This is a genomic window from Ohtaekwangia sp., assembly GCF_036568665.1.
Classification (GTDB): Bacteria; Bacteroidota; Bacteroidia; order Cytophagales; family Cyclobacteriaceae; genus Ohtaekwangia.
This window is the reverse complement of record NZ_DATCSD010000243.1, coordinates 1-16,351: the sequence shown is the minus strand read 5'-3', so window position 1 is coordinate 16,351 and position 16,351 is coordinate 1. Positions and strand designations below refer to the sequence as shown.

The following is a 16,351-nucleotide window of genomic DNA, read 5'->3' as shown; positions in this document are numbered from 1 at the left end:
GCTATTGCTCTGGTTATAATGATGTTGTAAACCGGAAATCACGGGTAAAGATGATATCCGCATGCAGTAACGACCTTTCATCAGATTTTTTCATACGATGAACTGCGTAGCTGCAAACGTTCTTTTACGTATATCAATGCATTTAAGAAATATTTTTACGTATTAATACGTAATATTTAAGCGCTATTACGTAAGTTTAATACGTAAATAATACGTACGAAATGGATCAACAAAAACTTACCGGTAAAGCCATCAAAATCAACCTGCTTGATTTCCAATCGCCCTCTATGCGGGCCTTCCATATTACGTGGATGACCTTTTTCCTTTGCTTCTTCGGTTGGTTTGGTATCGCACCGCTTATGCCCATTGTGCGCAAAGATCTGGCGCTTACACAGGCGCAGGTAGGCAACATCATTATCGCTTCTGTTTCCATTACCATCTTTGCGCGTCTTGTGTTTGGCTGGTTATGCGACAGACTTGGTCCGCGTATTTGCTATACCGTGCTGCTGGTGTTTGGTTCTTTTCCGGTAATGCTGATCGGGTTGAGTAACAGCTATGAATCATTTCTGTTGTTTCGTCTTGCTATAGGAGTGATTGGTGCATCGTTCGTGATTACACAGTATCACACCTCCGTAATGTTCGCGCCTAATATAGTAGGAACCGCTAATGCTACCGTTGCGGGCTGGGGAAATATGGGCGGAGGTGTAACGCTCATGGTAATGCCGCTGATCTTCGCGGCATTTGTTGGTGCGGGATATATAGATGCTGATGCATGGAGATATAGCATGGTTATTCCGGGCTTTGCTCTTATGATCATGGGCTTTGTATACTACTTCTTTACACAAGATACACCCGAAGGTAACTTGTCAGACCTGCGTAAGAAAGATGCACTATATAAAGCAAAGAAAGGCGATGAGAAAGGAAGTTTCCTCAAAGCCTGCAAAGACTATAGAGTGTGGATGTTGTTCCTGGCGTATGGTGCATGCTTCGGTATAGAGATCACCATCGATAATATAGCGACCCTGTATTTTGTAGATAACTTTAAACTTGGTGTGAAAGAGGCCGGTATCATTGCCGGTACATTTGGTATGATGAATATATTTGCCCGCGCACTGGGCGGTATATTTGGCGATAAGGCCGGAAAGAAGTTCGGATTGAAAGGACGCATTCTTATTCTCGGAGCATTTCTGTTGCTCGAAGGTCTTGGCATCATGCTCTTCTCTACTATACACGTACTGCCGTGGGCTATCGCCAGTATGTTGCTGTTCGCGCTGTTCCTCAAAATGTCTAACGGTGCCACCTATTCTGTAGTGCCCTTCATCAACAAGAAAGCAATGGGTGCTGTATCCGGTATAGTAGGTGCCGGTGGCAATGTTGGCGCAGTATTGGCAGGTTTACTCTTTCGATCCAACGAAATATCGTATCGCGATAGCTTGTTTACCATTGGCATTGCCGTAGTAGGTGTAGCTATACTTTCGCTCGTATTAGGTACGATGAAGAAACAGGAAGCAGTTGATCATACCGAGGCAATTGCTGAACAGGAATTACAGGCTGCTTAACCCCCAACATATATACTATATATATACTAACAACCTTGCTATAACTTTTCAGGAAGCACTACCAGGTAGAGCTCACCAAAAACGAAAAGTCCCCTTTATGAACTGCGACATTCTTCCAGGGGACTAGTATTTAGTTACTACTAAACCATCAAATTTATGGATAAGAAGAATTACTTACCAATTTTACTTGTGCTTTTTTGCCTGGCAGGCCCGCGACAGGCATGGGCACAATTTACTGTGTCAGGTCAATTGCGAACACGTACAGAGCTTCGTAATGGACAAGGCACGTTGCAGGTTAAAGATACAGCGAGCGCTATTTTTACATCGCAACGTACACGACTTAATTTCGGTTATTCGGGTTATCGCTTTAAACTATATGCGTCCGTTCAGGACGTTCGTGTCTGGGGGCAAGATGCTTCTTCTATCAATCGTGTTACATCCGATGCTTATGATGGCTTTATGCTGCATGAAGCATGGGCAGAGATAAGCCTGGTAGATACAGGTAAAGTAATAAAGAATTTTACCTTAAAGATTGGCCGGCAAGAGCTGGTATATGATGATGTGCGCCTGCTTGGTAATCTCGATTGGTTGCAACAAGCCCGCAGACATGATGCGGCTCTTATCAAATTTGATCACAACGGCTGGACAGCTCATTTAGGTGCTGCCTATAACCAAAATGCAGAACGCAAATCCAACACTATATATAACGGAGTGCCTACTGCTTACACGGCCAGTACCAATGGTATGAGCTCGATGTATAAATCCATGCAGTTCTTATACCTGGCACGGAAACATTATTTCGGTAATACATCCTTACTCTTCTTCAAAGACGATTTCAGCAAATTTCACTTTGCAGCAACGGATACTGAAAAGAAGACACCTATATATGAGAGTGGTGTATGGAGCCGCTATACCATGGGCGCAAATATGTTTGGTACCGCCAAACGTAAGCTGAGTTTTGCCCTCAGTGCATTTTACCAGGGCGGTAAATATAGAGATGGTACATCACTGAGCGAATACCTGTTGTCGGCATCTGCGCAATATGCTGTAGGTAGAAAACTGAGCGTTGGTCCTGGTGTTGATATTACATCCGGTAACAACGGTTCTGATCCCACCAAAAAGTATCAACGCTTCGATCCGCTCTATGGAACGCCACACAAATTCTGGGGCTATATGGATTACTTCTATGTAGCAGATGGTTTTGGTTCGAATGGTTTGATCGACTACTACCTGAAAGCTAAATATAAACTGAAAGACAACTTTACACTTTCACTGGACGGACACCGCTTTGTATTACCATCAGCTGTAGTGGCCAACGATGGGTCTACACTACGCAAAGCTTTAGGTACAGAGATCGACTTTGTGTTTAACTATGCGATGACTAAAACCGTAACGATCGAAGGAGGTTATTCAACCATGTTCTCTACCAGCACCATGGCATCCGCTAAAGTAAAGAACGTAAACCGTGCTGCCGACTTTTCTGATTGGGCTTACCTGATGATCTCCATCAAACCTGAATTTACTTTCAAAAACTAAACGCTGATTTACCATGACTAACTATATAAAAAGAATTTGTTCCGTGCTGCTGCTGCCGATGGCACTGCTGCTGCTTACATCGGCTATACCTGTAAACAACGGAGAGGGTACTGGTAACGAAGATGTTATCCGCATCGGATTTATACCCTTAACAGATTGTGCACCCATTGTAATTGCAAAAGAACTTGGCTTGTTCGAGAAGTATGGCGTAAAAGTAGAAGTAACCAAAGAAGCTTCATGGGCCAACGTGCGCGATAAAATTTTAACAGGCGAGCTTGATGGAGCACACTGCCTGTTCAGCATGCCGTTCTCAGTATATACCGGTGTAGGTGGCAAGGCCGGTTCCGAAATGAAGATTGCCATGATCCTGAATAACAACGGACAGGCTATCACACTCTCGAATGATTTCTGTGGCAAGGTGGGATTTCGTCAAACGAATAAAGTAGCCTCTGTCGTAGCTGCTAAACTGAAAGCAGAGAAGGAAGTAACATTCGCTATGACTTTTCCCGGAGGAACGCACGATATATGGTTGCGTTACTGGCTCGCGGCTGCCGGTGTAAGTCAGAAAACATCCAAGATCATTACTATACCACCACCACAAATGGTGGCTAACATGAAAGTAGGAAACATGGATGGCTACTGCGTAGGCGAACCCTGGAACGGTCTTGCTACGAAGCAAAATATAGGCTTCACAGAAATTGCTACACAGGATATATGGAAGCATCATCCGGAGAAAGCATTGGTAGTAAACAAAGCTTTCAGTGAAACACGCAAAGAAGATTTGAAGAATGTAATGAAAGCTGTGCTGGAAGCATGCAAGTGGCTCGACAATCGTGCTAATCGTAAGAAGGCTGCGGGTATCATTGGAAAACCGCAATATGTAAATGCACCGGCCGATGTAATTGAAGCACGCCTGATGGGCGATTATAATCTCGGCTGCGATCAGGGAACACAAATATATACTGACGATTATATGTTGTTTCACCGTAATGGTGATACAAATTTCCCACGCAAATCATACGGTATATGGTTTATGACGCAGTTTGTTCGCTTTGATTATTTGCAGGCTGCACCAGACTATAAGGCGATTGCTGATAAACTGATCATGCAGGATCTATACCTGGAAGTAGCAAAGAGCCTCAATGTAAAGATACCGGCAGATGACATGAAGCCTTTTACTTTGACATTGGATAAAGTAACATTCGATCCGAACAAGCCGGATGATTACCTGAAACTGGCCAGGAAGTAAACAATATATATACCGGTCTATCTCTTCGGAGAGAGACCGGTACTAAAAACATTATAGTATGAAACGGACAATAGCCATTACACTTTCATCTACCCGTGATATGTTCGCGGGTAACAGCGATATAGGGAGTATCCTTTTACAGAAGCTTGTTGCTATCGCGAAAGGTTTGCTGTTTAATATACTGGGCTTTGGTATACTGATCGGCATCTGGTATATAGTAAGTATTGTAACCAAAGGCGAACTGCCAACACCGGTAGCGACCTTCGTGGTTTTGTGGGAATTGATCAAAGACCCTTTCTATGATTATGGCCCGAACGATAAAGGTATAGGACTGCAGTTAGGCAGCTCGATCATTCGCGTATTTTCCGGTTTTGCCCTGGGAGCATTGATTGCTATACCGGTGGGACTGCTGATGGGCGCGAGCGATTTTTGTAAGAAAATGTTTTACCCGATCGTGCAGGTGTTAAAACCGGTGTCGCCATTGGCGTGGTTTCCTATTGGGCTCGTAGCGTTTGAGTCGTCCAGCAAGGCAACGATCTTCATCATCTTTATCACATCGTTGTGGCCGACATTGATCAACACAGCATTTGGTGTAGCCTCGTTACCGGACGATCATAAGAATGTAGCGAAAGCATTTGGTTTCTCCCGCTGGAAGTATCTCACAAAAGTATTGCTGCCCTATAGTTTGCCGCACATCATTACCGGGTTGCGCCTGAGTATAGGTGTAGCGTGGCTGGTAATTGTAGCAGGCGAAATGCTTTCGGGCGGTATAGGTATAGGATTCTTTGTGTGGGACAGCTGGAATGCGCTAAGTCTTGAACGTGTTATCTCGGCTATACTTATCATTGGTATAGTAGGATTGCTGCTGGATAAAGTATTCTCGTGGTTCGAGAAGAAAGTAACGTATAGTATATAGATCAAAACAAGCATCGGAAACATGAATTCATATCTTTCTATACAGAACGTTGCAATATCCTTCAATACACCGAAGGGTAAATTTGTAGCGGTAAAGGATATAAACCTGGATATAGCAAAAGGAGAGATTGTATCCATCATCGGCCACTCCGGTTGTGGTAAATCAACTATACTCAATGCTATAGGAGGCATGACTTTTCCAACGAAAGGAAAAGTATTGTTGAACAATCGCGAGATCAAAGGGCCCGGTCCGGATCGCGGAATTGTTTTTCAGAATTACTCCCTGTTGCCCTGGCTTACGATAGAAGAAAATATATACCAGGCAGTAGACGCAGCGTTGGCCGCGAGAAAGAAGGAAGACAAGCGCGCGCTGGTGGAAAAATACCTGCGTATGGTAAATCTGTGGGAGCATCGTGAAAAATATCCGAAGCAAATTTCCGGTGGTATGAAACAGCGCACAGCCATTGCGCGTGCCTTCGCGATCGATCCGGATGTATTGTTACTGGATGAACCCTTTGGTGCACTGGATGCGCTCACGAAAGGATCGCTGCATATAGAGTTACTCAAAATGTGGAACCTGACACAACGAAGCAAAACTATTGTAATGGTAACGCACGATATTGAGGAAGCTATATTTCTCTCCGACCGCATTGTGGTGATGAACAACGGACCTGCTGCTACGATCCGCGAGATCGAGGAGGTACACTTGCCGCGACCCAGAAATAAAAAGGAAATAGTAAGCCTGGAAGAGTATAAAGTTATCCGCGAGCGACTGCTGAATCTTCTGATGGATAAAGTAGAGATCGATGAAAAAGATTTCTTCAAGGAAAAAGCCGCCTGATATATACCCGGTATACTTGGAGTGCATGAGCGTATTTAAAATTTTTCAACTGTGATCAGACGACCTGAAGAAAGTTTTAAAACAACCTGTTCCTATTGTGGTGTAGGATGTGGAATCGTGGTGAAGAAAGACCGCAAGGGAAAAATTGTAGTGGAAGGTGATAAAGATCACCCGGTGAACAAAGGTATGCTTTGTTCGAAAGGGATGAACCTGCACTACGCCATGCAAGACAAGAGCGACCGGTTGCTATACCCGGAGATGCGCTACAGTCGGAGTCATCCGTATCAACGTGTCTCCTGGGATCAGGCCATGAAGCGAACGGCAGCAGTTTTTAAATCTATCATGCAAACCTATGGTCCGGATGCCGTAGGTTTTTACGTTTCCGGTCAGTGCCTCACCGAAGAATACTATATCGCCAACAAACTGGTAAAAGGTTTTCTCGGTACCAATAACATCGATACCAACTCACGGTTGTGTATGAGCAGTGCCGTAGCCGGCTATGCCAAAACGCTGGGAGAAGATGCTGTGCCGGTATCGTACGAAGATATAGAGTTGGCGGATTGCTTTTTGATAGCAGGAGCAAACCCCGCGTGGTGTCATCCGATTTTGTTTCGCAGAATCGAAGCACATAAACAAGCCAACCCGGGTGTAAAGCTCATCGTGGTTGATCCGCGCAGAACACAAACCTGCGCTATGGCCGATTTGCACTTGCAGATAACGCCCGGCTCTGATATATACCTCTATAATGCAATAGCCCGTATACTGATCGAGGACGGAGAGATTGACTACGAGTTTATCAGCGAGCACACGGAAGATTTTGAAATATATCGCGAAGCCGTATTTCAATATACTGTAGAAGAAGCCGCGCTGAATTGTGACGTGCCGGTAAATGATATACGCACAGCAGCAGCATATATAGCGGCATCCAAAGGTTTTCTCACCCTGTGGGCCATGGGGTTGAATCAAAGTGTGATTGGTGTAAATAAAAATATAGCATTGATCAGCCTCAACCTGATCACCGGTCATATAGGTAAACCCGGCTCGGGGCCGTTCTCACTCACCGGTCAGCCAAACGCTATGGGTGGACGTGAAGTAGGTGGATTAGCAACGATGCTCGCAGCGCATCGCTCGTATGCTAATCCTGCGCATAGGGAGGAGGTTGCAAAGTTCTGGGGCGTGCCCGCTATATCGGAGAAGCCGGGACTTACGGCTACACAAATGATCGAAGCACTGGAGCGTAGCGACCTGAAGGCGATCTGGATCATTTGCACGAATCCACTGGTAAGTTTACCAGACTCTAAGCGTGTAGAGGCTGCGTTGAAGAAAGCGCGCTTTGTAGTGGTGCAGGATATATCGCGTAAGTCTGATACACTGGAGTATGCCGATCTTATTTTACCGGCTGCGGGTCACTTTGAAAAAGAAGGAACGATGACCAACTCCGAGCGCAGAATAAGTTATCTCAATAAAGTGATCGATGCTCCCGGAGAAGCGTTGCCCGATGTAGAGATACTTTGTCGCTTTGCCAACGAGATGGGCTATAGTGGTTTCAACTATATTTCGTACGATGAAATATTTGAAGAACATGCGCGCCTCACACAAGGCACCAATCTCGACATCAGCGGACTCACGTATCAATACCTGAAGGAACACGGAACGGTGCAATGGCCGGTGCCGCACAAAGGTCACAACGGTACCCCCAGGCTATTTCGCGATCACCAGTTTTTTACACCTTCGCGCAAAGCAAAGTTTCATGCACTCGATCATCCGCAGAATGTATCGGAGCCTGTTACCAGCGATCTGCCACTCATTCTTACCACGGGGCGTATACGCGATCAGTGGCACACAATGACCAAGACCGGTAAAGTAAACAAGCTGCGCCAGCACATCGATAAACCTTTTGTAGAGATACATCCGCACGATGCCATGCTGCGCGGTATACGCGATGGCGATATTGTAGAGGTTGATAACTTTCGCGGCTCGGTGCGTGTGAGTGCTAAAGTTACCGAAGATATAAAGAAGGGCGTAGTGTTTATGCCGATGCACTGGGGAAAGATCCTGCAGAAAGATCTTGGCCGTGCAAACAATCTTACCAATCATTTAGTTGACCCGATTTCAAAGGAACCCGATTTTAAGTTCGCGGCCGTTGAAGTTCGGAAATATGAAAAGCCTGTCGAGAAAATTATAGTGGTAGGTGCAGGTGCTGCGGCCTATAGATTTCTGCAAAGTTATCGCGCGTTGAATCAGCGTGACGAGCTGCATGTATTCTCGAAGGAGAAAGATCCATTCTATAATCGTGTGCTACTGCCCGAATATGTAAACGATACATTATCGTGGGAGCGCTTGCAGAAATTTAAAGCAGGCGAGTTTGAAGCGTTGAATGCTACCTTGCATCGCGAGAACGAGATTGTGATGATCAATCGCACACAGCAGTTTGTGGTAGATATGTATGGCAAGAAACATACGTACGACAAATTGATATTGGCTACAGGAAGTCGCGCGTTTGTTCCGAAAGAAGCACCGGTACATTTACCGGGCGTGTTCACCATGCGCATGCGTAAAGATGCGGATGAGTTAAAGAAATTTTTGAAACCGGATGGTCATGTGTTGATCATTGGCGGAGGTTTGCTCGGATTGGAACTTGCAGCATCGCTGCGCGAGATGAATGTCAATATATCTATTATTCAATTGAGCGGACGACTAATGGAACGTCAGTTGGATAATCTGTCCGGGCAATTGTTGCTGGAATTTGTAGAGGAGATGGACATGCAGGTATATCTGAACGACCAGGTGGAAAGTGTGGAGCAATCGCTCACTACAACGGGACGGCTGGCGGCTGCGCTGAAGAGTGGAAAGACGCTTCATGTAGATGCGGTAGTATATGCTGTAGGTACGCGCCCGAATATAGAGTTTGCTACAGAAGCGGGTATAGAAAGTGCGCGAGGTATTCTGGTGAATGACTATATGCAGAGCAACGACCCTGCTATATTTGCGATGGGCGAAATTGCTGAGCATCGCGGAAAATTACTTGGTATAACTTCTGCTGCCGAACAACAGGCCGATGTACTGGCGCGTTACCTCAATGGCGATGTACAAAGTACCTATGAAGGTTCTGTGCCGATGAACATTCTGAAATTCTCTCACCTCGATCTGTGTTCTATCGGTATAGCAGAAGCACCGGTAAACAACGAAGGGTACGATGAGATACTCTTCATAGACAAATCGATGCGATACTATAAGAAATGTATAGTAAAAGATGATAAGCTGGTAGGCGCTGTATTGGTAGGCGATAAATCAGAGTTTGCTGATTTCAAGATGTTGATCGAAAGTCAGGTGGAACTTTCAGAGCGAAGATTGCAATTGCTCCGCTCCGGTAAAAAAGCAGAACCGATGATGGGCAAGCTTGTATGTTCATGTAACCAGGTAGGCGAAGGCAACCTGCGCAAGTTAATTGATGGCGGATGCAAATCGTTACCCGAACTTTGCCAGACATCGGGAGCAGGCATGGGCTGTGGAAGTTGCAAACCGGAAATACAGCGACTGCTGCGTGAACGCGTGGAGACTAAAGTGGAAAGCTGAAAGCAGAAAACTAAAAGTGAAAGAAGACGAATTTGAAAAAAGCAAAACAAAGGCTTTAAGCTTTTTGCCTTATACTTTAAGCTTTAACCTTTCCTGACTAAATTGAAATATGGAAACGAAGAAGAGTGATTTAATACGTGCGTTTGTAAAGGGAGGTATTCTGTCGCCTGCGGATATGTTGAAGATCATGGATATATCGCAGAGCCTGAATAATAAATTTGTCCTCTTCGGATCGCGGCAGGATATCATGTTTCCTTCGCACGATGCAGATCAGAAAAATATCGATCACGCGTTTCAGGATATAGCCATCGATTATGAGTTGGGAAGTGATCAATCTGTTTTTCAAAATATAGTAAGCTCCTATATAGCGGTAAATGTTGTAGAAACTACCAACTGGGTAAAGGAAGATACGTATCATTTTGTGATCGATAACTTCGATTACAAACCGCGCATTAAAATCAACATTGTAGACCCGGTGCAAAGTATAGTGCCGTTGTTTACCGGTGAGCTCAATTTCATTGCATCCAAAGAAGATAATTACTGGTATCTGTATATTCGCGATCCGCGCAAAGGCAACGTAGTAGAGTGCTGGCCCAAGCTGATCTTTAGTCATGATATAGCGAAAGTATCGCGCGCGCTGGAAGAGCTCATTCTCAATTTTCAACCCTTTGGTATAGATGAACTGTTTGTTATACTGCAGGGAAAGATGCGGATCAATTATCGCACCATCACCGAGAAGTTAAAATATCCGGATAGTACATTTCCCTATTACGAAGGGCTCAACGCCATGCTGAATAATCAGTACTGGCTCGGATTATACTGGCGCAACAATCAGTATGATATCGATTTTATGAGTGCGGCTTGTCGCCTGTGCCAGGAGACGAATGTGGGCAAGATCAATATTATACCGTGGAAAGCGTTTATCATTAAAGGTATAAAAGCATCCGACCGGATTCGTTGGGAAAAGCTCATGGGTAAATTTGGTATCAACGGTCGTCACTCCTCGCTGGAGCTTAACTGGCATTTACCGGTAATTGATGCAGAAGCGCTGGAGTTGAAACGATTCCTCGTGCGTGAACTCGATCAGCAGGATATCAGCACACATGGTCTCACATTTACTATCAAGATGAAGCGTGAGAGTTTTCTCTTTACATCCATCGTAATAGAACGTAACAATACACTCGAAGCCAGCGAGCGCTATAATATACTTTACGCAAAAGATTTTAATCCGAACAAGATCGCCTACCTCACGTATGCCCGAGATGTAAAGAAGGAAATTATACCGGCTTTGCTGATCGAGCTGAGTAAAATGTACTATCGCCAGTTGAATCCCGAGCGCGAGAAGCTGGGCGATAAGAACAAAGAGGAAAAAGTTAGTGCATCGGTATTGAGCTATCAATGCAGCAACTGTTTATCGGTATACGATAAGCGTTATGGCGATGCTTTGGCTAATATACCACCGGGTGTTCCGTTCGAAGATCTGCCGGATACCTATAAATGCCACGTGTGCGATAGTCCGAAGAAATACTTTGTAGCCATGGCAGTATCCGCCAAAGTCTAAACCGACTTCAATAACTCTTCGCGGTATTGGGTAAGTATACTTGACTTGGATAGAAAACCCAGGTATTTGTTATTCTCCACCACGGGTAAATTCCACTGGTTAGTATCATCAAATTTTTTGAGAATTGTGTGCAGGTTCTCGTTCGGCTCGATCACAGCCATAGGCGCAGCCATCAGGTCGCGTACAAATACTTTATCGTATTGATCGTGTTTGAAGATAATGTTCCGGACGTTATCCAGGTATACCAGTCCTTTCAACTCATCGTTATGCAATACCGGGAATATATTTCGCTTGGAAGTTGATATAACTTTTACGAGTTCCTGTAAAGAAGCTTCGGGTGTGATTACAGAGAAATTCGTTTCGATAAGTTCTGTAAGATCAAGTCGGCTGAGCAAATGCTTGTCGCGATCTTCCACCGGTGACTTGAGTTTGTTGGAAAGTTTTTTTGCTTCCATCGACAGCGGTTCGAAGTAATGCACCACAGTTATACTGATCGCTGACACGATCATGAGCGGGATCATCAGTTCATACCCGCCCGTAATTTCTGCAATGAGAAATATAGCGGTAAGGGGCGCGTAGAGTACACCGCTTAATATGCCGGCCATGGCCACCAAGGTAAAATTGGTCTCAGGTATATAGGCAATGCCAAGCAGATTTACGAAGCGAGCAAAAACAAATCCTAGGTATGCGCCCATAAAGAGTGATGGACCAAAACTTCCGCCATTACCACCGCTGCCAATGGTGAGCGCTGCCGCTATACATTTCAGAAATACCAGGCAACCGAGAAAGAGAAGTAATGCATAGTCGGATGTAATGATTTCTTTCAACATACTGTTCTCTGTCAGGTCATCCGGCTTAAGCAGCGATAGCGTTTTGATCGTTTCATATCCTTCACCAAATAATGGCGGAAAGAGGAGCAACAAAATGGAGAGCAACACGCCTCCGGTGATCACCCTTACCCAGATGTTGCCCACGGCACGTATTTTAGTATCAACCCATTCGAACGTTCGGCTATAGTATAAAGAGAGAAAGCCAGCCAGTATACCCAGCATTATATAGAATGGTACGTTGTGATAATTGAAAGGCTGCTTCAGCGCGAACGACAATAGAACACCTTCTGCCAGTATAACTTTGGACAGCAACGCTCCGCAGGCTGCAGCAATAATGAGTGGTATAAAGGCTGAAGCACTGACGTCAGTAAGCAATACTTCTACAGCGAAGAGTACACCTGCAATAGGTGAGTTAAAAGCAGCAGATATACCTGCTGCTGCACCACAAGCGAGTAGTATAGTTTTCTCTTTGTAGGAGAGGCCGTATATCCTTCCATAGTTGGAGCCGATTGCTGAGCCCGTTGTTACCATAGGCGATTCCAACCCGGTTGATCCGCCAAAGCCTACCGTGAGGGCGCTCGTTATTAAATGAGAATACATCTGGCTCGATGGAAGCACACTTGATTTTTTTGTGATGGCATATACAATCTCCGCACTTCCTTTTTTAAAGTTGCCATGCAGAAAGCGTTTTACATATAGCACCGTGAGTGCCAGGCCAATGATGGGGAAGAGCGTAAAGAGAAAGAACTCTTCGTAAGTGTGCGAGTAATACGCTACGAATGTTTCAATACTGTGTACAAAATACTTCAGTACAATAGCCGCGAGCCCTGACGACAGGCCCACGAAAATACTGGATAAAATAAAAAAATGCCGGGGGGATAGATGATCGTGGAGGTAAAGGTTAAAGCGTTTAAAAATGTTGTGAAATTGTTTAATCATCTCTTCTCTATTCTTGCTAAGCTTACAAGATAGGAAATGATCTTACGTTGCAAAACACTATTAAGATAATACAGCCTGGGCTTTCTGTCTGAGTTCAGTAAGATCGATAATCGGAACGTGCATCTCTTTGGCCATTTCATCCCAGTGACGCATGCGTATGCTGGTTTCAAAGAGCGGATCACTTTCAAAGGCAGCAGCTTCTTCCGGCTTCATTACACCACCTTGAAACTCCAGTGTTTTTTTGCTGGCCTCACTCAGCTGTACATAGTAGTCGGGGTATTTGAATGTGAGATAACGCTTGGCCTGCACATGATTCTCTACCAGCTTCGCTACACGTTCCGGAAAACCTTTTGAACGCAAGTAGTCACCACCAATTTTCTCATGACTCTTCACACCATAGCCACCCATGTTGTTCTCTTCATTTAGCATTACACAGATGTGACCGATATCGTGAAAGAATGCAGCGAGCACTACTTCATCATCGTATCCCTCCTGCATGGCAAGCTGTGCTGCCTGCGACATGTGTTCTAGTTGTGATACCGGTTCACCGATGTAGTCGGCATCACCGTATTTTTCATAAAGTCCAAATACTTCCTGGATGGTCTCTGCAGTATTCATATATCCGGTATTTATACTACGAAGGTAGCAAGATCTGTATTATCGCAGAATTAAGTTTCTGTCTTTGCTTTAAACGGTATCGCATGCCAACCGCTCACAGTATATCTTGCATCAAAAAAGAATTGTATATATGGCGATTGAACTGGTGGTATTTGATTTAGCCGGCACTACGGTAAAAGATAATAAAGATGTACACCGCGTGCTGCAACTTGCATTAGCAAAACACAATGTGAATATTTCCATAGAAGATGCGAACGCAGTCATGGGAATTCCGAAGCCTGTAGCGATTCGCGAATTATTAGAAAAGCGCTATAGCGGTACACGTGCTATTGATGAAGCATGGATCGATGAAATTCACAAAGCGTTTGTGCACACGATGATCGATTTTTATAGGACCGATGCCTCTGTAGGAGAGAAGACCGGTGTGAGTGAGACGTTCCGAAAGTTGAAGGATAGTAAACTTCACGTAGTAGTGGATACGGGTTTCGATCGCCAGATAACGGACCCGTTACTGGACAGACTGGGCTGGAAAAAAGCAAATCTCATTGATGCGAGTGTAACCAGCGATGAAGTGAAACGCGGCAGGCCGTATCCGGATATGATCTTCCGCGCGATGGAACTCACAGGAGTAAAAGATGTAAAGCGTGTAGCCAAGGTTGGCGATACAACATCCGATCTGCAGGAAGGAAATGCTGCCGGCTGTGCACTGGTGATTGGTGTAACTACGGGAGCGTTTTCAAAAGAAGAACTTGCCAAAGAAAAACATACGCATCTCATCGCGAACCTGCACGAGGTAATTGAAATTATAGCGTCAGTCGCTTGATGATGCATTAATAGAATGTTAACTTCATGTTAATCAATCTTAACGTGAGGTGAAACGGTTTACTTGTCTTTTCTTACTCTCGTTTACTATAGGTAAACTCGCTGTGCAGGCACAGCACGATGTTACCTGGTACGAAGGATCGCTTGTTCTCCACACTCAACAGGTACGGGTTGGTGCTATAGCTATAGAAGCAGGGCACGATCTTATACTGTTCCGCGCGCATGATACGGTGTCTGTATATCCAGCGCATAAGATTCGCTACATGCAGTTCTATAATCCGCAAAGCAACATGAACCAAAAGTATATTTCGGTGCAGGAGAAAGATATAGCGTGGCGAAGATACAGGCTATACGAATTGGTGGTATATGGCGAAGTGTCGGTATTGCGAAAAGAAAAAGCCAACGTCTTCTCGCGTGCCTCGGATGTTGACGACTATCTATACTATATATTGTATAATGAAAAACTCACCGACCTGAGAGACTTTCATACCAAAGTGTATCCTGACCTGATGCAGAATGGTGGCGTTCTGCTCTCTATGTTCGTGTTGGAAAAAGACCTGCATCCCGACAAATCTGCAGAAGCCATCCGCATTATTCAGTACTATAATCAGCTCATGCGAAATGATGAGACACTGGCATTGAGGCGATGAGCAGATGCAGAAATGTTTCCCACAGAGCTCACAGATTTTCACAGAATGAACATCCTTTGTTTCCCGCAGATCTCGCAGATCAACGCAGAATACTATAAGCTTTAAACTTTCAGCTTTGCGCTTTAAGCTTTATTGCATTTCATCTGCGTAAATCTGCGGGAAATAAATTCTAGTTATTCCGCAGGTCGTTAATACGCATCGATGCTTCTTCTTCTTTCATGGTAGAGAGAATCACCCAATGAACATCGGGTATATTCAGCGGAGCATAGGCATTGAGCATTTCGTTGCCGTGCTTGTTCTTCTCGATCAGCGTACCGGTTTCGCCACGCAGCGCGGCATCTACCGATTTGATCTGTATTTTCTCCAGGAGTATACTCGTATTCATCCGGTCTATCTGCAGTGTAACCGAACTGCTATAGCCGATCTTCTTGAGTCCGGAGAGGTACCTGCGTTTGTCTTCGAGCAACTCGCGGGCTACTGAACGCAGCTTGTAATCACTGCCTATAATAAACGTCTCACCGCTTTCACCGAGGCCATCCGCCTGCCAGTTGTTATCACCGGTTAGTATCTGGTTGATCTTGTTGATCGGCATCTGGAACACCAGTATACCGATCTTCTCCTGACCATCATATATAGGGCACGCAATGAACGAAGCCGGTGTGCGATAGGAGGGATCATACGGCTCAAAGTCTTCCAGCTTCACAAAATTCTTATCGGTGCTGGCGATTGCGTCTTTCACTACACGACCAAAATTTGTGCTGCTATATCGTCCGGTGAGCAGACTCGTGCCGAAATCTACTTCCTTAAAAACACTATATACCATATCACCGGTAAGGTGGTCAATTAGAAATATATCATAGTAGCCAAACTTCTCCAGGAAGTTGCGCATGATCGGGTGATATAGAGCATGCACATCACTATAGCTGCTGCCATCGCCCGCTTTATCAAGCAACGATTTCTGGCCGGTAGGGTGAGGGTTATTCGAAATATAGTGATGCTGAAGAATGTTGGAGCGAAGTTCCTGCGGCAGGTATTGTTCGCTTGTTACAAGTTCATCCGTATTCTCTTTCAGTCGCACAACAAACTCTTCGGTATAGTATCGCTCCAGGTTGTGTTTATAGTCTGCCAGTTTCTGTTCAGTTATACCTTCACCGATCTGCATGAACGCTGTCCGAAATTCCTTCATGGCATCCACTACCATTTTGTTTTCCGAGAAAGTAAGTATCTGGTTGCGGATGATGTCGAAGTAATATTC

The 16,351-nt window shown here is 44.9% G+C and carries 12 protein-coding genes; 9 read left to right on the top strand and 3 right to left on the bottom strand.

Annotation, left to right across the window (positions count from 1 at the left end):
- Positions 1–221 precede the first annotated feature (221 nt).
- The 7 genes from VIN08_RS13510 (at position 222) to VIN08_RS13480 (ending at position 11,237) form a co-directional block, all read left to right on the top strand.
- Positions 222–1,559 (top strand): MFS transporter, encoded by a 1,338-nt coding sequence (locus VIN08_RS13510; RefSeq protein WP_331965900.1) that lies wholly within the window; start codon positions 222–224, stop codon positions 1,557–1,559.
- 156 nt (positions 1,560–1,715) lie between these two features.
- Positions 1,716–3,095 (top strand): alginate export family protein, encoded by a 1,380-nt coding sequence (locus tag VIN08_RS13505; protein ID WP_331965897.1) that lies wholly within the window; start codon positions 1,716–1,718, stop codon positions 3,093–3,095.
- Between the two features lie 13 nt (positions 3,096–3,108).
- Positions 3,109–4,344, top strand: coding sequence for a CmpA/NrtA family ABC transporter substrate-binding protein (locus VIN08_RS13500; RefSeq protein WP_331965895.1), 1,236 nt, complete (start codon positions 3,109–3,111; stop codon positions 4,342–4,344).
- A 58-nt stretch (positions 4,345–4,402) separates the two neighbouring features.
- Complete coding sequence (gene ntrB, locus VIN08_RS13495; RefSeq protein WP_331965892.1) at positions 4,403–5,260, top strand: nitrate ABC transporter permease; 858 nt, start codon at positions 4,403–4,405, stop codon at positions 5,258–5,260.
- 21 nt (positions 5,261–5,281) lie between these two features.
- Entirely contained in the window at positions 5,282–6,100 is an 819-nt protein-coding gene (locus tag VIN08_RS13490) for an ABC transporter ATP-binding protein (RefSeq protein ID WP_331965890.1), read from the top strand.
- Positions 6,101–6,151: 51 nt separating this feature from the next.
- Positions 6,152–9,676, top strand: coding sequence for a molybdopterin-dependent oxidoreductase (locus VIN08_RS13485; protein WP_331965887.1), 3,525 nt, complete (start codon positions 6,152–6,154; stop codon positions 9,674–9,676).
- A 109-nt stretch (positions 9,677–9,785) separates the two neighbouring features.
- Positions 9,786–11,237, top strand: a complete 1,452-nt coding sequence (locus VIN08_RS13480) for a rubredoxin domain-containing protein (RefSeq protein WP_331965885.1) — start codon at positions 9,786–9,788, stop codon at positions 11,235–11,237.
- Here VIN08_RS13480 and VIN08_RS13475 read toward each other — a convergent pair.
- Entirely contained in the window at positions 11,234–12,910 is a 1,677-nt protein-coding gene (locus VIN08_RS13475; protein ID WP_331965882.1) for a chloride channel protein, read from the bottom strand. The genes VIN08_RS13480 and VIN08_RS13475 overlap by 4 nt on opposite strands.
- Positions 12,911–13,066: 156 nt before the next feature.
- On the bottom strand, positions 13,067–13,624 hold the full coding sequence (locus tag VIN08_RS13470) for a phosphonate degradation HD-domain oxygenase (protein WP_331965879.1): 558 nt from the start codon (positions 13,622–13,624) through the stop codon (positions 13,067–13,069).
- 130 nt (positions 13,625–13,754) lie between these two features.
- On the opposite strand from VIN08_RS13470, the gene VIN08_RS13465 reads away from it, so the two are divergent.
- Together VIN08_RS13465 and VIN08_RS13460 are read left to right on the top strand one after the other, a co-directional pair.
- Complete coding sequence (locus tag VIN08_RS13465) at positions 13,755–14,447, top strand: phosphonatase-like hydrolase (protein WP_331965877.1); 693 nt, start codon at positions 13,755–13,757, stop codon at positions 14,445–14,447.
- A 49-nt stretch (positions 14,448–14,496) separates the two neighbouring features.
- Positions 14,497–15,096 (top strand): hypothetical protein, encoded by a 600-nt coding sequence (locus VIN08_RS13460; RefSeq protein WP_331965874.1) that lies wholly within the window; start codon positions 14,497–14,499, stop codon positions 15,094–15,096.
- 169 nt (positions 15,097–15,265) lie between these two features.
- Here VIN08_RS13460 and VIN08_RS13455 read toward each other — a convergent pair.
- The coding region (locus tag VIN08_RS13455; protein WP_331965872.1) for a hypothetical protein at positions 15,266–16,351 on the bottom strand (1,086 nt) is incomplete at its 5' end.

What these genes read in the sequence shown, in the direction of transcription:
- VIN08_RS13480 (WP_331965885.1), top strand. Translation starts at nt 9,786, where the DNA reads ATGGAAACGAAGAAGAGTGATTTAATACGTGCGTTTGTAAAGGGAGGT.
- VIN08_RS13470 (WP_331965879.1), bottom strand. Translation starts at nt 13,624, where the DNA reads ATGAATACTGCAGAGACCATCCAGGAAGTATTTGGACTTTATGAAAAA.
- VIN08_RS13500 (WP_331965895.1), top strand. Translation starts at nt 3,109, where the DNA reads ATGACTAACTATATAAAAAGAATTTGTTCCGTGCTGCTGCTGCCGATG.
- VIN08_RS13505 (WP_331965897.1), top strand. Translation starts at nt 1,716, where the DNA reads ATGGATAAGAAGAATTACTTACCAATTTTACTTGTGCTTTTTTGCCTG.
- VIN08_RS13510 (WP_331965900.1), top strand. Translation starts at nt 222, where the DNA reads ATGGATCAACAAAAACTTACCGGTAAAGCCATCAAAATCAACCTGCTT.
- VIN08_RS13490 (WP_331965890.1), top strand. Translation starts at nt 5,282, where the DNA reads ATGAATTCATATCTTTCTATACAGAACGTTGCAATATCCTTCAATACA.
- VIN08_RS13465 (WP_331965877.1), top strand. Translation starts at nt 13,755, where the DNA reads ATGGCGATTGAACTGGTGGTATTTGATTTAGCCGGCACTACGGTAAAA.
- ntrB (WP_331965892.1), top strand. Translation starts at nt 4,403, where the DNA reads ATGAAACGGACAATAGCCATTACACTTTCATCTACCCGTGATATGTTC.